The organism is Cellulomonas sp. SLBN-39 (assembly GCF_006715865.1).
Lineage (GTDB): Bacteria > Actinomycetota > Actinomycetes > Actinomycetales > Cellulomonadaceae > Cellulomonas.
The window spans coordinates 1,574,341-1,591,578 of record NZ_VFOA01000001.1 but is presented as its reverse complement, the minus strand read 5'-3'; the positions used below and the strand labels follow the sequence as shown (position 1 = coordinate 1,591,578).

The following is a 17,238-nucleotide window of genomic DNA, read 5'->3' as shown; positions in this document are numbered from 1 at the left end:
CTGACCGGTGACGGCGGCGGTCAGCGGCCGGTGCGCAGCAGCGCGGCCAGGTGCGTGAGGTGCTCGCGCACGGCCGCCGGGCCGCGGCGCCGGACGTCGGCCAGGTACGCCGTGTGCTCGGCGACCAGGGCGGGCACGTCGTAGTGCCGGCGCGCGTGCAGCAGCAGCAGGTGCATCTCGGCGGTCAGCGCCCGGTACGCCTCGGTGATCCGCGGCGAGCCCGCGGCCTCGACCAGCGCGACGTGCACCTGCGCGTGGGCACGCTCGACGGCGGGCCAGTCGTCCGGGTCCGTCGCGCCGAGCGCGTCGACCGCCGCGGTCAGCACCTGCGTCACGGACGGCGGCCAGCCGTCCGGGTGCCGGGTGGCGAGCAGGCGCACGGCCTCGCACTCGAGCGCCGCGCGCAGGTCCTGCAGGGCGCGCACCTCGTCGTCGTCGAGCCGGGCGACCCGGGCGCCGCGGAACTCCTCGTAGGTGACCAGGCGCTCAGCGACGAGGACCGCGAGCGCGGACCGCACCGTGTGGCGGGAGACCCCGTGCGCGGCGGCGAGCGCCTCCTCGCGCAGCGGCGTGCCGGGAGCGAGCCGCCCGGCCAGCACGTCGGCACGGACGGCCTCGGCGACCGCACGGGCCGACGTGGCGCGGGCGGGGCTCACGCGACGGTCCCGGCGACGACGGGCAGCGGCGACCTGCGGCGCGCCCCGAGGGCGAGCACCACGAGGCCGGCCGCGAGGACGCCCAGGCCGAGCACCGACGCCACGGACAGCCGCTCCCCGAGCACCGCGAGGCCCAGGACGGTGGCCGTGAGCGGCTCCGCGAGGGTGAGGGTGGCCACCGTCGGTGCCGCGAGCCGGGCCAGGCCGTACCCGAAGAGCACGTAGGCGCCGGTGGTGGTGACCAGACCGAGCCAGAGCACCGTGACCAGGCCGTCGACCAGCCAGGACGTGTCCCCCGCGGCGAGCACGCCCACGCTCACCACCCCTGCCGTGCCGAACATCGTCCCCATGCTGCTGGTGGCGTCCCAGCCCTGGTCGATGAGCGCCTTGCCGGCCAGCGTGTAGGCGGCGTACGCGGTGCCCGCGCCCAGGGACGCGAGGACGCCGACGGGGTCGACCGCGCCCGCGGCGGCGGCCTCTCCCCCGCCGAGCCCGAGCACCGCGACACCGGCCGTCGCGAGCGCGGTGGCGAGCATCCACGACGCACCGGGCCGCTCGCGGCGCAGCGCCCAGGCGAGCAGTCCCGTGATCACGGGGGCCGCACCGAGCGCGACGACGGTGCCGACGGCGACGCCGTTGCGGGCCGTGCCGACGAAGAACGCGGGCTGGTACGCGAGCACCCCGAGCGCGCCGACGACGACCGCGGCCGCGCGGGCGGCCGCGGGGACGGGCAGCGGGGCGGGCACCGGGACGGCAGGGGGCCGGCGTCGGGCGAGGACCAGCGCGACGGCGCCGAGCGCGAGCCCGCCGACGGCGATCCGGGCGGCGCCGAGCGCGAGCGCGGGCGCGTCGGGGCCCAGGGCCTGGGCGGTGCCGGTCGTGCCGAAGCAGACCGCCGCGAGGAGGACGGCGAGGACGGGGCGCACGGCGCGATTGTTACACAATCACGCCGTGCGTTCGTCCGCCGGTCACTCGACGGGGTCCGGGGTGCGGTTCTCCGCCGCGAGCATCCACGCGAGCTTCTCGAGCTCGGCGATCGCCGCGTGCAGCAGGTCGGCCGACGTCGGGTCCTCCTGGTCGACGTCGTCGTGCACCCGGCGCATCGTCTGCACCGTGCGCTCGACTGCCGCCGTGACGAGGTCCACCGTCTGCCGCGTCGACACCTCCCCCGCCGGGTACGGCGCCACCGTCGTGGTCTGCGCGACGGTCGCGGTGCGCCCGTCGGGCACGAAGTGCAGGGCACGCATGCGCTCGGCGACGACGTCCGCGTGCTCGCGCGCCTCCTCGACGATCTCGTCCAGGTGCAGGTGCGTGTCGCGGAAGTTCGGGCCGACCACGTTCCAGTGGGCCTGCTTGCCCAGGTTCGCCAGCTCGACGAGGTCGGCGAGCACGGCCTGCAGGTGGTCGCCCAGCCGGGTCGAGGCGGTGAAGCCGTTCTCGGCGTTCTGCAGGTCGGTCGGCACGTCGACGGGGACGTCGGGGCGGTCGGTGGTGCTGGTCACGGCTACCTCCTGGTCGTGGGCTCGGCCGGGGTCGTCCCGGCACCGCCCACGCCCGGCCGCCGGCCCCGCGTCCTCCCGACGGTAGGCCTGTCCGCGCGCTCCCGCACGGCGGGGACGCAGGGTCCGCGGGTCCCCTCAGGCGGGGACCGTGGCGCGCCGGCCGAGCGCGGCCAGCGCCCGGGTCTGGCGGTCGGCGTCGGCGGGGACGTCGAGCGGTGCCGCGCACACGCCGTCGCCGTAGAGGTGCTCGCCCATCGCGGCGACCATGCCCTCGAGGACGTCGAGGTCCGCGTCCGTGAAGACGTGCGACCGGCCGTCGGCGGCAGCCACGTCCCACCGGTGCGCGACCATGTCGAAGCCGTAGAACAGGTGCAGCGTGGCGCCGACGGTCGTGGGTCCGGTGAAGCCGTCGTAGCCGCGCGCGGCGAGCGCCGGGTCGGCCAGCAGGGCCTGGACGGCCGTGGCGTGCGACCGCCACGCGTCCGCCGGGTCGGCGAGGTCCGGCCGGGGCCCGAGGTCGACGCCGTGGCCGGCGAGGAAGTCGCGCTGGGTGTCGAGGACGTGCGCGACGACGTCGCGGCCGGTCCAGCCGTCGCACGGCGACGGCGCGTCCCAGGCGGCGGGGCGCACGGCGTCGAGCACGGCCTGCAGGCCGGCGGAGCGGTCGGCGTACGCGTCGCGGACGGCCTGCGGCGTGGGGGCGGGTGCGGTTCCGGTCATGGCAGGCACGCTAGGCGGGTGGCAGGAGGTGCGCCTTGAACGAACCCGACACCGCGACGGCACCGCGGCACGACGACGTCGAGCGCGCGCACCTCGTCGACCCCGCGGACCGCACCTACCGGATCGGCCGGTGGGCCCCCGACGACGACCTGCGCGACCTGGTGCGTCGCTACTGGGTGCCGACCTGGTCGGTGCCGGCGGGGCAGGAGGCCGAGCAGCAGGTCCTCCAGCACCCCGCGTGCCTGCTCGTCGTGGCGGACTCGTACGCACGGCTGTACGGCGTGACGCCCGGCCTGTCGACGACGACGCTGCGCGGCACGGGGTGGGCGGTCGGGGTGATGCTGCGCCCCGCGGCGGGTGCGCTGCTGCTCGGCGGGCCGCTCGCCGGGTGGGCCGGGCGGCACGCGCCGATCGTCGACACGCTGGCCGCGACCGCCCCGCGCACCGTGCTCGAGACGTGCGTCGCCGCCGTCCGCGCCACGATGACGCCGGGGCCCGCCGACCCCGTCCGCCAGCACGCGGCGACGGACCTGGTCGGGGACCTCCTGCGCCGGTGGCTGCCCGTCGACGACGAGGGCCTGCTCGTCAACGCCGTCGTCGCCGCGGTCGAGGACGACCCGGGGATCGTCCGGGTCGCGCAGCTGTGCGAGCGGTTCGGCACGCCGGAGCGCACGCTCCAGCGTCTCGTCCGCCGACGGCTGGGGATCACGCCCCGGTGGCTCGTGCAGCGCCGCCGGCTGCACGAGGCCGCCGGGGCGCTGCGCGGGCGCACCACGACGCTCGCCGAGGTCGCCGCGCGCCTCGGCTACGCCGACGAGGCGCACCTCTCCCGCGACTTCCGCCGCGTCACCGGCATGACGCCGGGCGCGTTCTCCGCCCGATTCGGCGGGCACGCCTGACCGACCCGCCGGCCCGGCGGTGCCGTGCCGTCGAGGTCTACGCCACCCCGGTGACGCCGCGTCGCGGTACCGCCGCGCGCACCGGTGCGTGCGCGGCGCCGCCCGCGCGGGCGCGCTCGACCCTCTCGAGCTGGCGCCCGTAGCTGTCGACCGCAGCGCGGTGCGCGGCCTCGGCACCCTGCAACGTGCGCAGGGCGAGCAGCTCGGAGTAGCTGCCGGCGCCCTGGTGGCGCTCGACCTCCGACCGTGCGAGGTCGACCGCGGACGCGGTCCGTGCGACCTCCTGGAGCAGCGACGCCAGCACCGGATCGGTCTGCGTCTCGTACGACGTGTCCACCCGAACCCCCCCGAGCGAGCCGGTCGCGGGCGTCGTCGCCCGGCCCCGGACGCGGACGGCACCGCCCGCGCACGACCACGGTAGACCCGTCGGGCGAGCTCGGCACAGGATGAAGCAGACGTTCACCGGGACGGCCCCACGGGCCCTCTCCCGCACGATCATGCGGCGCACGGGCGCCGTCCGGCGGGCGACACGCCGCCGGGCGCCGCCCGTGCCCGTCCGCGCGCGCGTTGTGCCAGGTGGTGCGCGTGCACGAGAGTGTGCGCGAACAGGTCGGCGCACACCGCCGACGCTCGGAGCAGCGGAGGCGCACGATGGCACGCACGACGACCCGCAAGGTGGGCATCCTCACCGCGGGCGGGGACAGCCCCGGCCTCAACGCGGCGATCCGCGGGTTCGGCAAGACCGCGATCGGGCACTACGGCATGGAGCTGTTCGGCTTCCGCGACGGCATCACCGGCCTGGTCGAGAACCGGTACGTCGAGCTCGACGGCAAGGCCCTGTCGGGCATCCTCACCGTCGGCGGCACGATCCTCGGCACGAGCCGGGACAAGGTGCACCGCTTCCCGGTCGACGGCGAGCCGCAGGACATGGTGCCGACCGTCGTGGAGAACTACCGGGCGCTGGGCCTGGACGCGCTGATCATGCTGGGCGGCGGCGGCACTGCGAAGAACGCCAAGCGTCTGCTCGACGCCGGGCTCAACGTGGTGCACCTGCCCAAGACCATCGACAACGACATCGCCGAGACCGACACGTCGTTCGGCTTCGCGACCGCCACGGAGATCGCGACGGACGCCGTGGACCGGGTGCACTCCACGGCGCACAGCCACCACCGGATCATCCTCACCGAGATCATGGGGCACCGCGCCGGGTGGCTGACGCTGGCCGCGGGCCTCGCCGGCGGCGCCGACATCGTCCTCATCCCCGAGATCCCGTACACGGTGGAGTCGGTGGCGGAGACGATCAAGGCCCGCACCGCCCGCGGCAGCTCGTTCTCCGTGATCGCCGTGGCCGAGGGCGCCCGCGACGTCGACGACACGTCCGACTACCAGGCCGCGCAGCTGCTGGTGAAGGCCGCCAAGACGCCCGAGGCCAAGCGCGCCGCCAAGGCGCACCTCGCCCACGTCGAGGACGCCCAGCGCGAGCACTCGTTCCGCCTCGCCCGCGAGCTCGAGGCCGCCACGGGCCTGGAGTCGCGCGTGACGATCCTCGGCTACGTGCAGCGCGGCGGCACCCCCTGCGCCGCCGACCGGCTGCTCGCGACCCGCCTGGGCGCGGCCGCCGCGGACCTCGTCGCGCGCGGGGAGTTCGGTGTCATGGTCGCCGCCCGGGGCGAGAGCACCGAGGCCGTGCCGCTCGAGGACGTGGCCGGCAAGGTCAAGCTCGTGCCCCTGGACCACGCCTGGATCCAGGCCGCCCGCCAGGTCGGCACCGGCCTGGGCGACTGACGGCCTCCGCCACGGCGGAGGGCGGGCCGGGTCGCGCCGCGCGCGCCCGGCCCCCGTCCGGTCAGTCCTCCGTGGCGTCCAGCAGGACCCACGCGGACGGGTCGGCCTGGCCGTCGATGAACGTGCGGGCCGCGGTGAGGGCCTCGCCGCGCGAGCGGGTGGGCTCGGCCACGTCGAGCGCGACGTAGTACGCCCCGGCGGCGTCGGCGCCGTGGTACGCGACGACCGCCTGCACACCGGTGCCGTCGTTGATGCGGGCGACCGCCTCACGGGCCGCGGCCTCGAGCACGCCGTTCACGTCGGGGCGCTCGCCGAGCTCCTCCTCCGCCGCGAGGACGGGGGCGAGGACGTCGGCGACGACCTCCTCGGGCAGGGGCTCGCCGTCGACGACGAGGACCTCGCGGCCGTCGCTGAGCACGAACGCGTGCTCGCCGGGGCCGGACGCGTCGACGCGGGTGACGGCGTCGACCTCCTCGGCCGTGGGCGCGACGGTGACGGGCGCCTCCGTCGAGCTCTGCGTGTGCTGGGCGACCGTGGGCTGCCGGTCGGAACCCTGGGCGACGGCGTCGCCGCCGCAGGCGGTCAGGGTCAGGGTCACCAGGGCGACCGCAGCCGCGGTGGCGGCCCTGGTCACGCTCGTCGTTCGCATCTCGTGGACATCCTCGCTCGTGGCCTGTGCTGGTCGTGGACGCACGACGACGACCCCGTCCCCCGGGGGGACGAGGCACGACGGTGGGCGACCACGGGGTCGGCGACGGCGGACCGTCGCACGGCGGCGCGTGCCCGCCCGTGGGGCGGTGCGGTGGCGCCGGGCCGGCGGACCGTGGTCCGACGGCAGCCCGTGGACGTTACATCGGCGCGGGCCGCGCAGCACACGAGGTCAGGGGCACGTGACGGACGTCATGCACCCGGTCGGAGCAGCCGGGAGGGGTTCGTCGGGCCCGCTGGGACCTCCGTCCCTGGGGTGCGACGCGCGACGCCCGGTCGCGGCCGCCGTGCAGAGCGGCCGCGACCGGGCGCGGGGGCGGTGGCGCTGGTCAGCCGCGCCAGGTGTCGTTCAGCGTGAGCCTGCCCGAGGCGGGCACGGTGACCACCCGGTTGGCCCCGGTCTCCCAGGTGACGCCGCCCGAGCCGTCGATGCGGACGTACTTGTACTCCACCCGGGTGCCCGGCGGGAGCGTGACGGTCCCCCGCCAGACGGGGTACGTGGATGCGGACAGCGCGACACCCGACGACGGGTTCCACGAACCGAGAGCCGGCTGGTCGCCGACCGCGTAGATGTTCTGGCCCCAGACGGTCGTGGCATTCACCGCGAACGCCAGACCGGTGGCGCCCGTGGGCGAGGGGGTCGGGCTCGCGGTGGGCGTGGCGGTCGGCGTCGCCGTGGGCGTCGACCCGCTGCGGGCGCCGACGTGCAGCGCGAGCGCGCCGTAGGCCGGCACCGACGCGGTGAACCGGCCGCCGGAGACGGCGACGGTGCGCGCGCACGTGCTGGACGCGACGACGTCGCAGTACGTGCCGTCGGGCAGCGACGTCGTGTAGGTGCGGCTCTGCGCGGACGCGGTGTTGTTGAGCACCACGTGGCCCTTGGCGCCGCGGCCGAACGCGACGAGGTTGCCGCCGTCGTCCCACCAGTTCGTCAGGTCGGTGCCGGCGACGGCGTTGTGGAAGCCGACCATGCCCCGCACCTCGGTCATGCGGTGCGTGCACGTCCACTGGCTGTTCGCGCAGCTCGCGTCGGGCACGGTCGTCGCGGTGGCGCCGGGTGCGCCCGCGTCCTTGTCGGTGAACCGGTAGCCGGTGTAGACCGACGGCGAGCCGTAGGGGTAGGCGAGCATGAACGTGTTGGCCAGGACGTACTTGGCACCCCACGCGTAGGTCATGGTCTCGCCGTTGCGCTCGGTGTCGTGGTTGTCGACGAAGACGCCGGCCTGCGCGGAGGGCAGCAGACCGTCGCCGACGGTCCGCAGGTCCTTGATGCTGCCGTCGAACCGCTGCTTGAGGCGACGCGCGTAGTCGAACTCGTGCACGTCGCCGCTGCCCACGTACTCGGCGGGGCGGATCGGCTCGCCCGCGGCGCCGATGACCTCCTGCACCCAGTAGACGTCCGGCCGGGACAGCCGCTGCTTGATGGCCGCGAGGTCGGCGGCGGGCATGTGCTTGGCCGCGTCGATGCGGAACCCGTCGACGCCCAGGCCGATGAGGTCGTTGAGGTAGGCCGCGATCTTGCCGCGCACGTAGTCCGAGCCCGTGCGCAGGTCCTGCAGGGAGACCAGGCGGCAGTTCTGCACCTGGTAGCGGTCGCTGTAGTTCGTGATGTTCGTGCGGCAGTCGTTGAAGTCGTTCGGCCCGTACGGCACGCCGGGGAACGAGTCGACGCCGAAGGCCGTGCCGGCCACGCCGGTGCCCGACCCGCGGTCCGCGCCGGTGGTGTGGTTGATGACGGCGTCGGCGATGACGCCCACGCCGGCCGCCTCGCAGGCGGCGTTCATCGCGGCGAACTCCGCGCGCGTGCCCAGCTTGGAGTCCACGCGGTAGCTGACCGGTTGGTACGAGGTCCACCACTGCGCCCCGGTGACGTGCTCCTGCGGGGGCGACACCTGCACGTAGCCGAACCCGGCGTCGCCGATGGTCGCGCACTCGGCGGCCACGGCGTCCCACGTCCACTGGAACATGTTGAGGACGACGTCCCCGTCACCCTTGACGGGGGCCGACGCCCGGCTGCGGTCGGCGTTCACGACGCCGACGAGCCCGGCCAGGACCGTGGCCAGCGCGGCGAGCGCGGCGATCACGGGGGTGCTGCGGCGGGTGCCGCGGGGTGCGGTGAGCGCCCCGGGGCGCGGTGGTGCGTGGTGCGACGTCATCGTCGGCTCCCTCTCGGTGGCTGGTCGCAGAGCCCCGCGTGCGCCCGTCGGCGCGGTCCCCACGTCGGGACTGCAAGGCTTCTCTGCAAGTTCTCAGCGCGCTTGCACGCAACGTACCAACCCGCGCGCGCCGCGTCGAGGGGGTGGTGTGACGGCGGACACGCGCAGCCGTGACCCCGCACGCCGTCGACGCGCGGTGCGGTGCGGCTACGGTCCCCGCATGGCCACCTCCGACCTGCAGCTGTTCGCCACCCTCGTGCGGTACGAGACGCGCCTGTGGAACCAGCTCGACGCCCAGCTGCGCACGGAGGGCCTCGTCCCGCTCCCCACGCTCATGACGCTCGACGTCGTCGGACGGCACGCAGGCTCGTGCCGCGTGCAGGAGATCCGCCAGGACCTCGGCATCACCGTGGGGGCCGCGAGCAAGGTCGTCGACCGGCTGGAGCGCGACGGCCACGTGGTCCGCACCCCCCACCCCCACGACCGCCGCTCGTCGCTCGTCGGGCTCACGCGCACCGGTGCGCAGGCCCGCAGCGCAGGGCTCGCCGCGCTCGAGGCGATGCTGGCCGCGCACCTGGCGGGCGAGCCCGGCCTCGACGCGGCGGGCGCCCTGCTGTCCCGCCTGCTCTCGCGGCTGGACGGCACGCCCGCCTGACGCCCCGCCCGGCCACCTTCCGGGCGCAGATGGATGCCGCGGAATATACTTCTGATGCATGCGGTTGAGGGTGGCCATGGACACCGCTGCGTGGGACGCCCACCCCCTCGTCCCGTCGGGTGACGTGACGCCGACCCGGACCGCCCGATGACGCGCGCGACGATGCGCGCCGCCGTCGTCGTCGCCCCCGGCGGGCCGGAGGTGCTGACCGTCCGCGAGGTCCCCGCACCGCGTCCCGGACCGGGCGAGGTGCTCGTCGCCGTGCGCGCGAGCGGGCTGAACCGGTCCGAGCTGCACTTCCGCCGCGGGCAGGCCTCGACGGGCTCGTTCCCGCGCGTGCCCGGCATCGAGGCCACCGGCGTCGTCGAGGAGGCCCCCGGGAACGAGCAGCTCGTCGGCTCCCAGGTCGTCACGATGATGGGCGGGATGGGCCGCACGCGCGACGGCGGCTACGCCGAGCGCGTGGTGGTGCCGGCCACGCAGGTCATCCCCTTCGTCAGCGACCTCCCGTGGGAGGTCCTCGGCGCGGTCCCCGAGATGCTGCAGACCGCCCACGGCTCGCTCGCGGTCGGCGTGCGACCCGAGCCCGGGCAGACCCTGCTCGTCCGGGGCGGGACGTCCTCGGTCGGCATGGCGTTGATCGTCCTCGGGCGGCTGCAGGGCCTCACCGTCCTCGCGACGACCCGCTCGCACGCCCGTCGAGGGCTCCTGGAGCAGGTCGGCGCCGACCACGTCCTCGTCGACGACGGCCATCTGGCGGCGCAGGTGCGCGAGCTCGTCCCGGGCGGCGCCGACGGTGCGGTCGAGCTGGTCGGGGTCGACACCCTCCACGACACGCTCCGCGCGGTCCGCCCCGGGGGGACGGTCTGCTTCACGGGCATGCTCTCCGACCGGTGGACCGTCCCGGAGTTCTACCCGATGGACTGGCTGCCCAACGGTGTGCGCCTCACGGCGTACTCCGGCGAGGCCGCCGACCTGCCCGCCGCGGTGCTGCAGGAGTTCCTCGACGCCGTCGCCGCCGGGCGCGCCCGCGTGCCGCTCGGACGCGTGTACCGCCTCGACCAGATCGCCGACGCCCACCGCGACATGGAGGCCGGCGTCGTCGGGGGCAAGGGCGTGGTGCTCCTGTGATCGAGCTCGACGACGTCTCGATGACCTACCCGGACGGCACCGTCGCGGTCGAACGCTTCAGCCTCACCGTGCCGTCGCGCACCACCGTGGCCCTCGTCGGCTCGTCCGGCTCGGGCAAGACGACGCTGCTGCGGATGGTCAACCGCATGGTCGACCCGACGGCCGGCAGCGTGCGGATCGACGGCGTCGACGTCGCCACGGTCGACAAGGTCCGGCTCCGACGGTCCGTCGGGTACGTGCTGCAGGCCGGCGGGCTGCTCCCCCACCGGACCGTGCTGGAGAACGTCATGACGGTGCCGCTCCTCGAGCGGCGCCCCGACCGCGCCCGCGTCGCGCGCCGCGCCCGCGAGGTGCTCGACCTCGTCGGCATCGACCCCGCCCGTGCGGACGCGTACCCCGGGGAGCTGTCGGGCGGCCAGCAGCAGCGCGTCGGCGTGGCACGGGCACTCGCGGCAGACCCCGACATCCTGCTGATGGACGAGCCGTTCGGCGCGGTCGACCCCATCGTGCGCCGGGAGCTCCAGGGCGAGCTGCGTCGCCTCCAGCGCGACCTGGGCAAGACCGTGCTGCTGGTGACGCACGACGTCGACGAGGCGTTCGCCCTGGCCGACGACGTCGTCATCCTGCGCGAGCGCGCGCAGGTCGCGCAGGCCGGGTCGCCGACGCAGATCATGGCGCACCCGGCCGACGGGTTCGTCCGCCGGTTCGTCGGCCTGGACGACGACCGGCGCGCGCTGCGCACCGCCGTGGTCGACGGCGTCACGGTCCTCGTCGACGGGGCCGGGCACCCGGCGGGAGTGCTCGCGACGTGACGTGGCTGACCCACGCGTGGCCCCAGGTCCTCGACCTCGGCCGCGCGCACCTCGCGCTGTCCGCCCTGGCCGTCGTCGCCAGCGTCGTCCTCGCCGTCCCGCTCGGCTACCTCGCCGCCCGTCGGCCACGCCTCGGCGCCGCCGTCACGTCGACCATGTCGGTCCTCTACGCGATCCCGGCGCTGCCCCTGCTCGTCGTGATACCCGTCGTGCTGGGCACGCCGCTGCGCTCGTCCGCGACCGTCGTCGCCGCCCTGACCTGCTACGGCGTCGCGCTCATGGTCCGCTCCGCCGCCGACGGCTTCACCGCGGTCGACCCGGGTGTGCGGCAGGCGGCCGAGGCCGTGGGCCACTCCCGGTGGTCGCTGTGGTGGCACGTCGACCTGCCGCTGGCCACGCCCGCGCTCGTCGCCGGGGCCCGCGTGCTGTGCGTGAGCACGGTCGGCCTCGTGACGATCGGCGCCCTCGTCGGGGTGCCGTCGCTCGGGACGCTGTTCACCGACGGGTTCCAGCGCGGGATCCCCGCGGAGATCGTCACCGGCATCCTCGCCACCGTCGCGCTCGGCCTGGCGCTCGACGGCACGTGCGCGCTCGTCGGTCGTGCGCTGACCCGGTGGGACCGTCCGGCACCGCACCGGTCCAGGGCCCGCGACGGCGGTGCCGGGTGATGCTGCTCCTCGACGCGCTCACGTGGCTCGCCGACCCCGCCCGGTGGGTCGGCGACGGCTCCGTGCCCGTCCGTGCGGGCGAGCACCTGCTCGTGACGGCGGTGGCGATGCTCGTCGCGGCGGCCGTCGCCCTGCCTGTCGGCGTCGCCGTCGGGCACACCCGGCGCGGCCGGCTGGTGGTGGTCGCCCTCGCGGGCGCGGCGCGTGCCGTGCCGACGCTGGGTCTGCTGACGCTGCTGGCCCTGGCCCTCGGGATCGGCGTGGGCGCACCCCTCGTCGCGCTCGTCGTCCTTGCCGTCCCGTCGCTGCTCGCCGGCACGGCGGCGGGCGTGCGCGGCGTCGACCCCGTCGCGGTCGACGCCGCCCGGGCGAGCGGGTTCACCGAGGGGCAGGTCGTCGTGCGCGTCGAGCTGCCGCTCGCCGCGCCCGTGGTCGTCGGCGCGGTGCGTGCCGCGACGCTCCAGGTCATCGCGACCGCGACCCTGGTGGCCTACGTGGCGGACGTCGGGCTCGGCCGCTACGTGATGGGCGGGCTGAAGTCCCGCGACTACCCCCAGATGCTGGCCGGCGCCCTCGTGGTGATCGTCCTCGCCCTTGCCGTCGACGGCCTCGTCGCAGGCATCCACCGCGCGGCGACCTCACGTCGCCGCTCCCCCGGCCGCCGGCGCGCGCAGCGCCCGGCCACCCCACGAGAGGAACCCTGATGCATCCCGCACGACACCTCGCACGCACGGCCGTGCTCACCGGGACGGCGCTCGCCCTGGTCGCCTGCGCCACCACGGACCCGCTGAGCACGACGGGCGACGCCACCGGCTCCGACGACGTGCTCGTGGTCGGCTCGCAGGACTACTACTCGAACGAGATCCTCGCCGAGGTCTACGCCCAGGCCCTGGAGGCGTCGGGGCGCACCGTCGACCGGGAGCTCCGGATCGGGCAGCGGGAGGCGTACCTGCCCGAGATCGAGGCCGGCGAGATCGACGTGTTCCCGGAGTACACCGGCCCCGTGCTGCAGTACTGGCAGCCCGAGACCGAGGCGCGCCTGGCCGACGACGTGTACGCCGCGCTCCAGGAGGCGACGCCGGACGGGCTGCGCGTGCTCGACCAGTCGCCCGCGACCGACCAGGACTCCTACACCGTCACCCGCGCGTTCGCCGAGGAGTGGGACCTGACCACCGTCGCCGACCTGGCCGACGTCACCGTGCCGCTGACCCTGGGCGGCAACTCCGAGGGTCTCGACCGGCCGAACGGCCCGGACGGCCTGAAGAAGGCCTACGGCGTCGACGTCGCGTTCACGCCGATCGAGGACGGCGGCGGCCCGCTGACCGTCAAGGCGCTCCAGGACGGCACCGTCCAGCTCGCGATCATCTACACCGCCGACCCGTCGATCGCCGAGAACGACCTGGTCACCCTGGAGGACACGGCCGGGCTGTTCCTCGCCTCGCACGTGGTCCCGCTCGTCAGCGACCGGGTGGACGACGACGCGGCGGCAGTCATCGACGAGGTCAGCGCAGCCATGTCGGCCGCCGACCTCGTCGCGCTCAACGCCCGCAGCGTCGACGAGCAGCTCCCCGCCGCCACCATCGCCGCCGACTGGCTGGCCGAGAAGGGCCTGGACTGACCGCCGCCGGCCCGCACGCACGTCTCCACCCCGAGGAGAAGGACACCCCATGACCGACCTGACGCTCGACCCCACCACCACCGCGGTCCTCGTGATCGACATGCAGAACGACAACCTCCACCCCGACGGCGCGTTCGCCGCGACGGGTGCGGCCGACCACGCCGCCGAGCAGGACGTCGTGGCGCACGTGGGCGCGATCCTCGCGGCCGCCCGCGCGGCGTCCGCACCCGTGGTCCACAACCGGATCGTCGTCTACCCGGGCCGACCGACCGGCGGGACGAACGCACCGATCTTCCGCATGCTCGGCCCGGAGTCCCTGCTGCTGGGCACCTGGGGCGCCGACCCGATCACGGGTGCCGAGCCCGTGGGTGACGAGATCGTGCTCGACCGCATCCGGATGTCGGCCTTCCACGGCACGTCCCTCGACACGATCCTGCGCAACCTCGGCGTGACCACCGTGGTCGTCACCGGCGTGTGGACGAACATGGCGGTCGAGCACAGCGCACGCGACGCGGCCGACCTCGGGTACGAGGTGGTCGTGGTGTCCGACGCGACGTCGTCGATCAACGCGCAGTGGCAGGAGGCTGCGCTCGGCTTCGCCCTGACCAACATCGTCACCGTCGCAACCACCGCCGAGGTCGTCGCAGCGCTCACCCCGGCCCCGTGACCCCTCGGGCGGTGCGGGAGGAGGATCCCGCACCGCCCGAGGCCGGCTCCCAGGGCTGCCGTGCGGCGCCACCCTGCGCACGCGCGGGTTCCTGGGGTTCCAGCCTCGAGACGAGGGTGTGGGCGAGCATCCCGAGCCGCTCGACGTCCTGGGCGGAGAGCCCCCCGAGGATCAGGTCGCGGACGACCGCGTGATAGGTGAGCTGTGCGCGCTCGTAGGCCGCCGCGCCCGCGTCCGTCAGCAGCGCGTTCGTGGCTCGGGCGTCCTCCTCGCAGGGTCGACGCACGACCAGGCCTCGGCGCTCCAGCCGGGTGACCACCCGGGACAGCCGCGGCAGCGTGGCGCTGGTGCGCGCAGCCAGCACGGTCAGCCGCAGCCGCCGCTGCGCGCTCGCGTGGAGCCGGCCGAGGAGCGTGATCTCGAAGAGGGTCAGACCCGTAGGCGCGAGGTGCCGGTCGAGCGCCGGTGGGAGGAGCTCCAGCAGCGCGTTGACCCGTTCCACGGCCGCCTGCTCGGCGCGACCCAGTCCGTCCATGGCCGCAGCCTACAGGGGTAGTTGCATCTTCAACTAGAAGTTGTATGGTTGTGGCTACAAGCATTCCTCGGCATCTATCTGGAGGTTGGCCATGACGAGCTTCACGATCATCGGGACAGGCAGCATGGGCAGCGCCATCGGCGGGCTCCTCGCCGCGGGCGGCAGCGACGTCACGCACGTCAGCCACGACCAGGTGGGCAGCGCACCCCTGACGGGCGACGTCGTCGTCCTCGCGATCCCCTACCCGGCCGTCGACTCCGTGCTCGCGGCGTACGGCGACCAGCTGGCGGGCAAGGTCGTCGTCGACATCACGAACCCGCTCGACTTCAGCACGTTCGACTCGCTGGTCGTGCCCGCGGGCAGCTCGGCGGCCGCCCAGATCCAGGCCAAGCTCCCCAGCAGCTCGGTGCTCAAGGCGTTCAACACGAACTTCGCCGCGACGCTCGCGAGCAAGCAGGTCGGCGACGCACCCACGACCGTGCTCGTCGCCGGCGACGACGCGGCCGCCAAGGAGACCCTCGTCGCGGCCGTCACGGCCGCCGGCGTCGGGGCCGTCGACGCGGGTGCGCTCTCCCGCGCCCACGAGCTCGAGGCGATCGGCTTCCTGCAGCTCACCCTCGCCGTGGGCGAGAAGCTGCCGTGGACGGGCGGGTTCGCCGTCGCGCGCTGACGAGCGTCGGCCGGGGGCACCTCGGCCACGGTGGCGGGGCGCAGCGGCAGGACCGCCGCGCCCCGCCACGTTCAGTCGCGCCAGGTGTCCGTCAGGGTGAGGACGCCGGACGCCGGAACCGTCACGACGCGGTTCGCGCCCGTCTCCCAGGTCACCTTCCCCGTCTCGTCGAGGTGCACGTACTTGTACTCGACGCGGGTCCCGGGCGCGAGGACGACGCTCCCCCGCCAGACCGGGTACGTCGCCGACGAGAGCGCGACACCCTCCGTCGGCTCCCACGCCCCGAGCTCGGGCACGTCGCCCACCACGAAGACGTTCTGGCCCCAGACCGTCGTCACGTCGGCGGCGAAGCCCAGGCCCGTGGCGGCGGTCGCGGACGGCGTCGGCATCGGGGAGGCGCCCGTGCGGGCGTCGACGTGCAGTGCCACCGCGCCGTGCGCCGGGACCACGGTGGTGAACCGGCCGCCGGCGACCGTGACGGTGCGCGAGCACGTGGCCGACGCGACGACGTCGCAGTACGTGCCGTCGGGCAGCGCCGTGGTGAACGTGCGGACCTGGGAGCCGTCGCGGTCGTTGATGACGACGTGCCCGCGGTCCTCGCGGCCGAACGCGACGAGGTCCACGCCGTCGTCGTACCAGTCGGTCAGCGCGGTGCCCGCGACCGCGTCGTGGAAGCCGACGATGCCCGCGATCTCGGGGATCCGGTGCGTGCACGTCCACGCGGCGTCGTCGCAGCTCGCGTCGGGCACCGACGTGGAGGTCGCGCCGGGGGCGCCGGCGTCCTTGTCGGTGAACGTGTAGCCGGTGTACACCGCCGGGGCGCCGTACGGGTGGGCGAGCATGAAGACGTTGGCCAGCAGGTACGCGTCACCATCGGTGTAGTTCAGCGTCTCGCCGTTGCGCTCGGTGTCGTGGTTGTCGACGAAGACGCCGGCCTGCGCGGACGGCAGCAGCCCCTGGCCGATCGTCCGCAGGCTGGTGAGGCTGCCCTCGAACGCCGACCGCAGGCGGGTCGCGTAGGAGAACTCGTGCACGTCCCCCGTGCCGGCGTAGTCGGACATCGCGATGCCCGGGGACGAGCCGACGACCTCCTGCACCCAGTAGACGTCTGGGTGCTCCATGCGTCCCTTGATCGCCGCGAGGTCCGCGGCGGGGATGTGCTTGGCCGCGTCGATGCGGAACCCGGCCACACCCAGGTCCACCAGGTCGTCGAGGTACGCGGCGATCGCGTCGCGCACGTGCTCGGAGCCGGTGCGCAGGTCCTGCAGCCCGACCAGGCGGCACCCCTGGACCTCGGCCGCGTCCTGGTAGTCCGCGACGTTCGTGCGGCAGGCGTTGAAGTCGCCGGCGCCGTACGGGACCGCCGGGGCGCTGTCGATGCCGTAGGCCGAGCCCGCGACGCCCGTGCCGGAGCCCATGTCGGCACCCGTGGTGTGGTTGATGACGGCGTCGGCGATCACGCCGACGCCGGCCGCGCGGCACTGCTCGACCATCGCCGCGAACTCGGCCCGCGTGCCGAGCTTCGACTCCACCTGGTAGCTGACCACCTGGTACGACGTCCACCACGCCGACCCGCGCAGGTTCTCCTGCGGGGGCGAGACCTGCACGTAGCCGAAGCCGGCCTCCCCGACCGTCGCGCACTCGTCGGCGACGGCGTCCCACGTCCACTGGAACATGGTGAGGATGACGTCGCCCTCGCCGTCGCCGGGCTCCGCGGCGGTGCCGGGGGCGGCGGTGGCGAGGCCGAAGGCACCGGCGAGGGCCACGGCGAGCACGGCGACCGCGGCGGTCAGGCGGCCGGCGGACCGCCGGGCGGGGGGCGGTGAGGGGTGCTGCAACGACACGGTCGTCTCCTTCGGTGCTGGTCCTGACCCGCTCCGCGGGCGGCGCACGTCACGAAGCCCGGATCTTCGCAGAAGGGACGTAACGGACACCGGACACCACAGGACCTCCACACCACCCGCCCAGGCGCGCCCGGGGCCCTGATGGCCCGGAGAGCCGGTCGACCCGGGACGGGCGCCCTCTGGCGACTCCATCTCTATATAGATAGATTTGA

19 protein-coding genes are annotated in these 17,238 nt (G+C 75.0%); 10 read left to right on the top strand and 9 right to left on the bottom strand.

The window, feature by feature from the left end:
- Positions 1-20 precede the first annotated feature (20 nt).
- The 4 genes from FBY24_RS07285 to FBY24_RS07270 all read right to left on the bottom strand — a co-directional run bounded on the left by FBY24_RS07285 (position 21) and on the right by FBY24_RS07270 (position 2,878).
- Positions 21-656: a GntR family transcriptional regulator gene (locus tag FBY24_RS07285; RefSeq protein ID WP_142159367.1), complete on the bottom strand. Its 636-nt coding sequence runs from the start codon at positions 654-656 to the stop codon at positions 21-23.
- Positions 653-1,582, bottom strand: coding sequence for a DMT family transporter (locus tag FBY24_RS07280; RefSeq protein WP_142159365.1), 930 nt, complete (start codon positions 1,580-1,582; stop codon positions 653-655). The genes FBY24_RS07285 and FBY24_RS07280 overlap by 4 nt, the downstream gene beginning before the upstream one ends.
- Before the next feature lie 42 nt (positions 1,583-1,624).
- Complete coding sequence (locus tag FBY24_RS07275; RefSeq protein WP_140458091.1) at positions 1,625-2,158, bottom strand: Dps family protein; 534 nt, start codon at positions 2,156-2,158, stop codon at positions 1,625-1,627.
- 135 nt (positions 2,159-2,293) lie between these two features.
- Entirely contained in the window at positions 2,294-2,878 is a 585-nt protein-coding gene (locus tag FBY24_RS07270; RefSeq protein ID WP_142159363.1) for a maleylpyruvate isomerase family mycothiol-dependent enzyme, read from the bottom strand.
- A gap of 35 nt (positions 2,879-2,913) precedes the next feature.
- Between FBY24_RS07270 and FBY24_RS07265 the strand changes: the two genes are divergently transcribed.
- Complete coding sequence (locus tag FBY24_RS07265) at positions 2,914-3,777, top strand: AraC family transcriptional regulator (protein WP_142159361.1); 864 nt, start codon at positions 2,914-2,916, stop codon at positions 3,775-3,777.
- Positions 3,778-3,814: 37 nt separating this feature from the next.
- On the opposite strand, the gene FBY24_RS07260 is transcribed toward FBY24_RS07265, so the two are convergent.
- Complete coding sequence (locus tag FBY24_RS07260; RefSeq protein ID WP_142159359.1) at positions 3,815-4,114, bottom strand: hypothetical protein; 300 nt, start codon at positions 4,112-4,114, stop codon at positions 3,815-3,817.
- Between the two features lie 314 nt (positions 4,115-4,428).
- Between FBY24_RS07260 and FBY24_RS07255 the strand changes: the two genes are divergently transcribed.
- Positions 4,429-5,562 carry a 6-phosphofructokinase gene (locus FBY24_RS07255; protein ID WP_142159357.1) on the top strand — a complete coding sequence of 378 codons (1,134 nt, stop codon included), beginning with the start codon at positions 4,429-4,431 and terminating at the stop codon, positions 5,560-5,562.
- A 61-nt stretch (positions 5,563-5,623) separates the two neighbouring features.
- Here the strand turns inward: FBY24_RS07255 and FBY24_RS07250 are convergent, their stop codons facing one another.
- Both FBY24_RS07250 and FBY24_RS07245 read right to left on the bottom strand, forming a co-directional pair.
- Positions 5,624-6,196, bottom strand: a complete 573-nt coding sequence (locus tag FBY24_RS07250; protein WP_142159355.1) for a hypothetical protein — start codon at positions 6,194-6,196, stop codon at positions 5,624-5,626.
- A 403-nt stretch (positions 6,197-6,599) separates the two neighbouring features.
- Positions 6,600-8,426, bottom strand: a complete 1,827-nt coding sequence (locus tag FBY24_RS07245; RefSeq protein ID WP_142159353.1) for a carbohydrate-binding module family 20 domain-containing protein — start codon at positions 8,424-8,426, stop codon at positions 6,600-6,602.
- A 220-nt stretch (positions 8,427-8,646) separates the two neighbouring features.
- Here FBY24_RS07245 and FBY24_RS07240 point away from each other — a divergent pair, with 220 nt between their 5' ends.
- From FBY24_RS07240 to FBY24_RS07210, 7 genes are all read left to right on the top strand, one after another.
- The gene (locus tag FBY24_RS07240) at positions 8,647-9,081 is read left to right on the top strand and encodes a MarR family winged helix-turn-helix transcriptional regulator (RefSeq protein ID WP_142159351.1); all 435 of its coding nucleotides are present in this window, start codon (positions 8,647-8,649) and stop codon (positions 9,079-9,081) included.
- Positions 9,082-9,228: 147 nt separating this feature from the next.
- Positions 9,229-10,212 carry a zinc-binding dehydrogenase gene (locus FBY24_RS07235; protein WP_142159349.1) on the top strand — a complete coding sequence of 328 codons (984 nt, stop codon included), beginning with the start codon at positions 9,229-9,231 and terminating at the stop codon, positions 10,210-10,212.
- Positions 10,209-11,024: an ABC transporter ATP-binding protein gene (locus tag FBY24_RS07230; RefSeq protein ID WP_142159347.1), complete on the top strand. Its 816-nt coding sequence runs from the start codon at positions 10,209-10,211 to the stop codon at positions 11,022-11,024. The genes FBY24_RS07235 and FBY24_RS07230 overlap by 4 nt, the downstream gene beginning before the upstream one ends.
- Complete coding sequence (locus FBY24_RS07225) at positions 11,021-11,692, top strand: ABC transporter permease (protein ID WP_142159345.1); 672 nt, start codon at positions 11,021-11,023, stop codon at positions 11,690-11,692. Before FBY24_RS07230 ends, FBY24_RS07225 begins: the two co-directional genes overlap by 4 nt.
- Entirely contained in the window at positions 11,692-12,396 is a 705-nt protein-coding gene (locus tag FBY24_RS07220; protein ID WP_370510974.1) for an ABC transporter permease, read from the top strand. Before FBY24_RS07225 ends, FBY24_RS07220 begins: the two co-directional genes overlap by 1 nt.
- The gene (locus FBY24_RS07215; protein WP_142159341.1) at positions 12,396-13,310 is read left to right on the top strand and encodes an ABC transporter substrate-binding protein; all 915 of its coding nucleotides are present in this window, start codon (positions 12,396-12,398) and stop codon (positions 13,308-13,310) included. Before FBY24_RS07220 ends, FBY24_RS07215 begins: the two co-directional genes overlap by 1 nt.
- A 49-nt stretch (positions 13,311-13,359) precedes the next feature.
- On the top strand, positions 13,360-13,977 hold the full coding sequence (locus FBY24_RS07210; RefSeq protein WP_142159339.1) for a cysteine hydrolase family protein: 618 nt from the start codon (positions 13,360-13,362) through the stop codon (positions 13,975-13,977).
- Here the strand turns inward: FBY24_RS07210 and FBY24_RS07205 are convergent.
- Positions 13,961-14,512, bottom strand: a complete 552-nt coding sequence (locus FBY24_RS07205; protein ID WP_142159337.1) for a MarR family winged helix-turn-helix transcriptional regulator — start codon at positions 14,510-14,512, stop codon at positions 13,961-13,963. The two genes, FBY24_RS07210 and FBY24_RS07205, sit on opposite strands and share 17 nt — an antisense overlap.
- Before the next feature lie 91 nt (positions 14,513-14,603).
- On the opposite strand from FBY24_RS07205, the gene FBY24_RS07200 reads away from it, so the two are divergent.
- Positions 14,604-15,182 (top strand): NADPH-dependent F420 reductase, encoded by a 579-nt coding sequence (locus FBY24_RS07200; RefSeq protein WP_142159335.1) that lies wholly within the window; start codon positions 14,604-14,606, stop codon positions 15,180-15,182.
- A gap of 71 nt (positions 15,183-15,253) precedes the next feature.
- On the opposite strand, the gene FBY24_RS07195 is transcribed toward FBY24_RS07200, so the two are convergent.
- Positions 15,254-17,026 (bottom strand): carbohydrate-binding module family 20 domain-containing protein, encoded by a 1,773-nt coding sequence (locus FBY24_RS07195; protein ID WP_304515637.1) that lies wholly within the window; start codon positions 17,024-17,026, stop codon positions 15,254-15,256.
- Positions 17,027-17,238: the final 212 nt, after the last annotated feature.

Bases quoted from the DNA above. Each gene is read 5' to 3' on its own strand.
- FBY24_RS07205 (WP_142159337.1), bottom strand. From the start codon at position 14,512: ATGGACGGACTGGGTCGCGCCGAGCAGGCGGCCGTGGAACGGGTCAAC.
- FBY24_RS07270 (WP_142159363.1), bottom strand. From the start codon at position 2,878: ATGACCGGAACCGCACCCGCCCCCACGCCGCAGGCCGTCCGCGACGCG.
- FBY24_RS07210 (WP_142159339.1), top strand. From the start codon at position 13,360: ATGACCGACCTGACGCTCGACCCCACCACCACCGCGGTCCTCGTGATC.
- FBY24_RS07255 (WP_142159357.1), top strand. From the start codon at position 4,429: ATGGCACGCACGACGACCCGCAAGGTGGGCATCCTCACCGCGGGCGGG.
- FBY24_RS07220 (WP_370510974.1), top strand. From the start codon at position 11,692: ATGCTGCTCCTCGACGCGCTCACGTGGCTCGCCGACCCCGCCCGGTGG.
- FBY24_RS07215 (WP_142159341.1), top strand. From the start codon at position 12,396: ATGCATCCCGCACGACACCTCGCACGCACGGCCGTGCTCACCGGGACG.
- FBY24_RS07245 (WP_142159353.1), bottom strand. From the start codon at position 8,426: ATGACGTCGCACCACGCACCACCGCGCCCCGGGGCGCTCACCGCACCC.
- FBY24_RS07240 (WP_142159351.1), top strand. From the start codon at position 8,647: ATGGCCACCTCCGACCTGCAGCTGTTCGCCACCCTCGTGCGGTACGAG.
- FBY24_RS07200 (WP_142159335.1), top strand. From the start codon at position 14,604: ATGACGAGCTTCACGATCATCGGGACAGGCAGCATGGGCAGCGCCATC.
- FBY24_RS07235 (WP_142159349.1), top strand. From the start codon at position 9,229: ATGACGCGCGCGACGATGCGCGCCGCCGTCGTCGTCGCCCCCGGCGGG.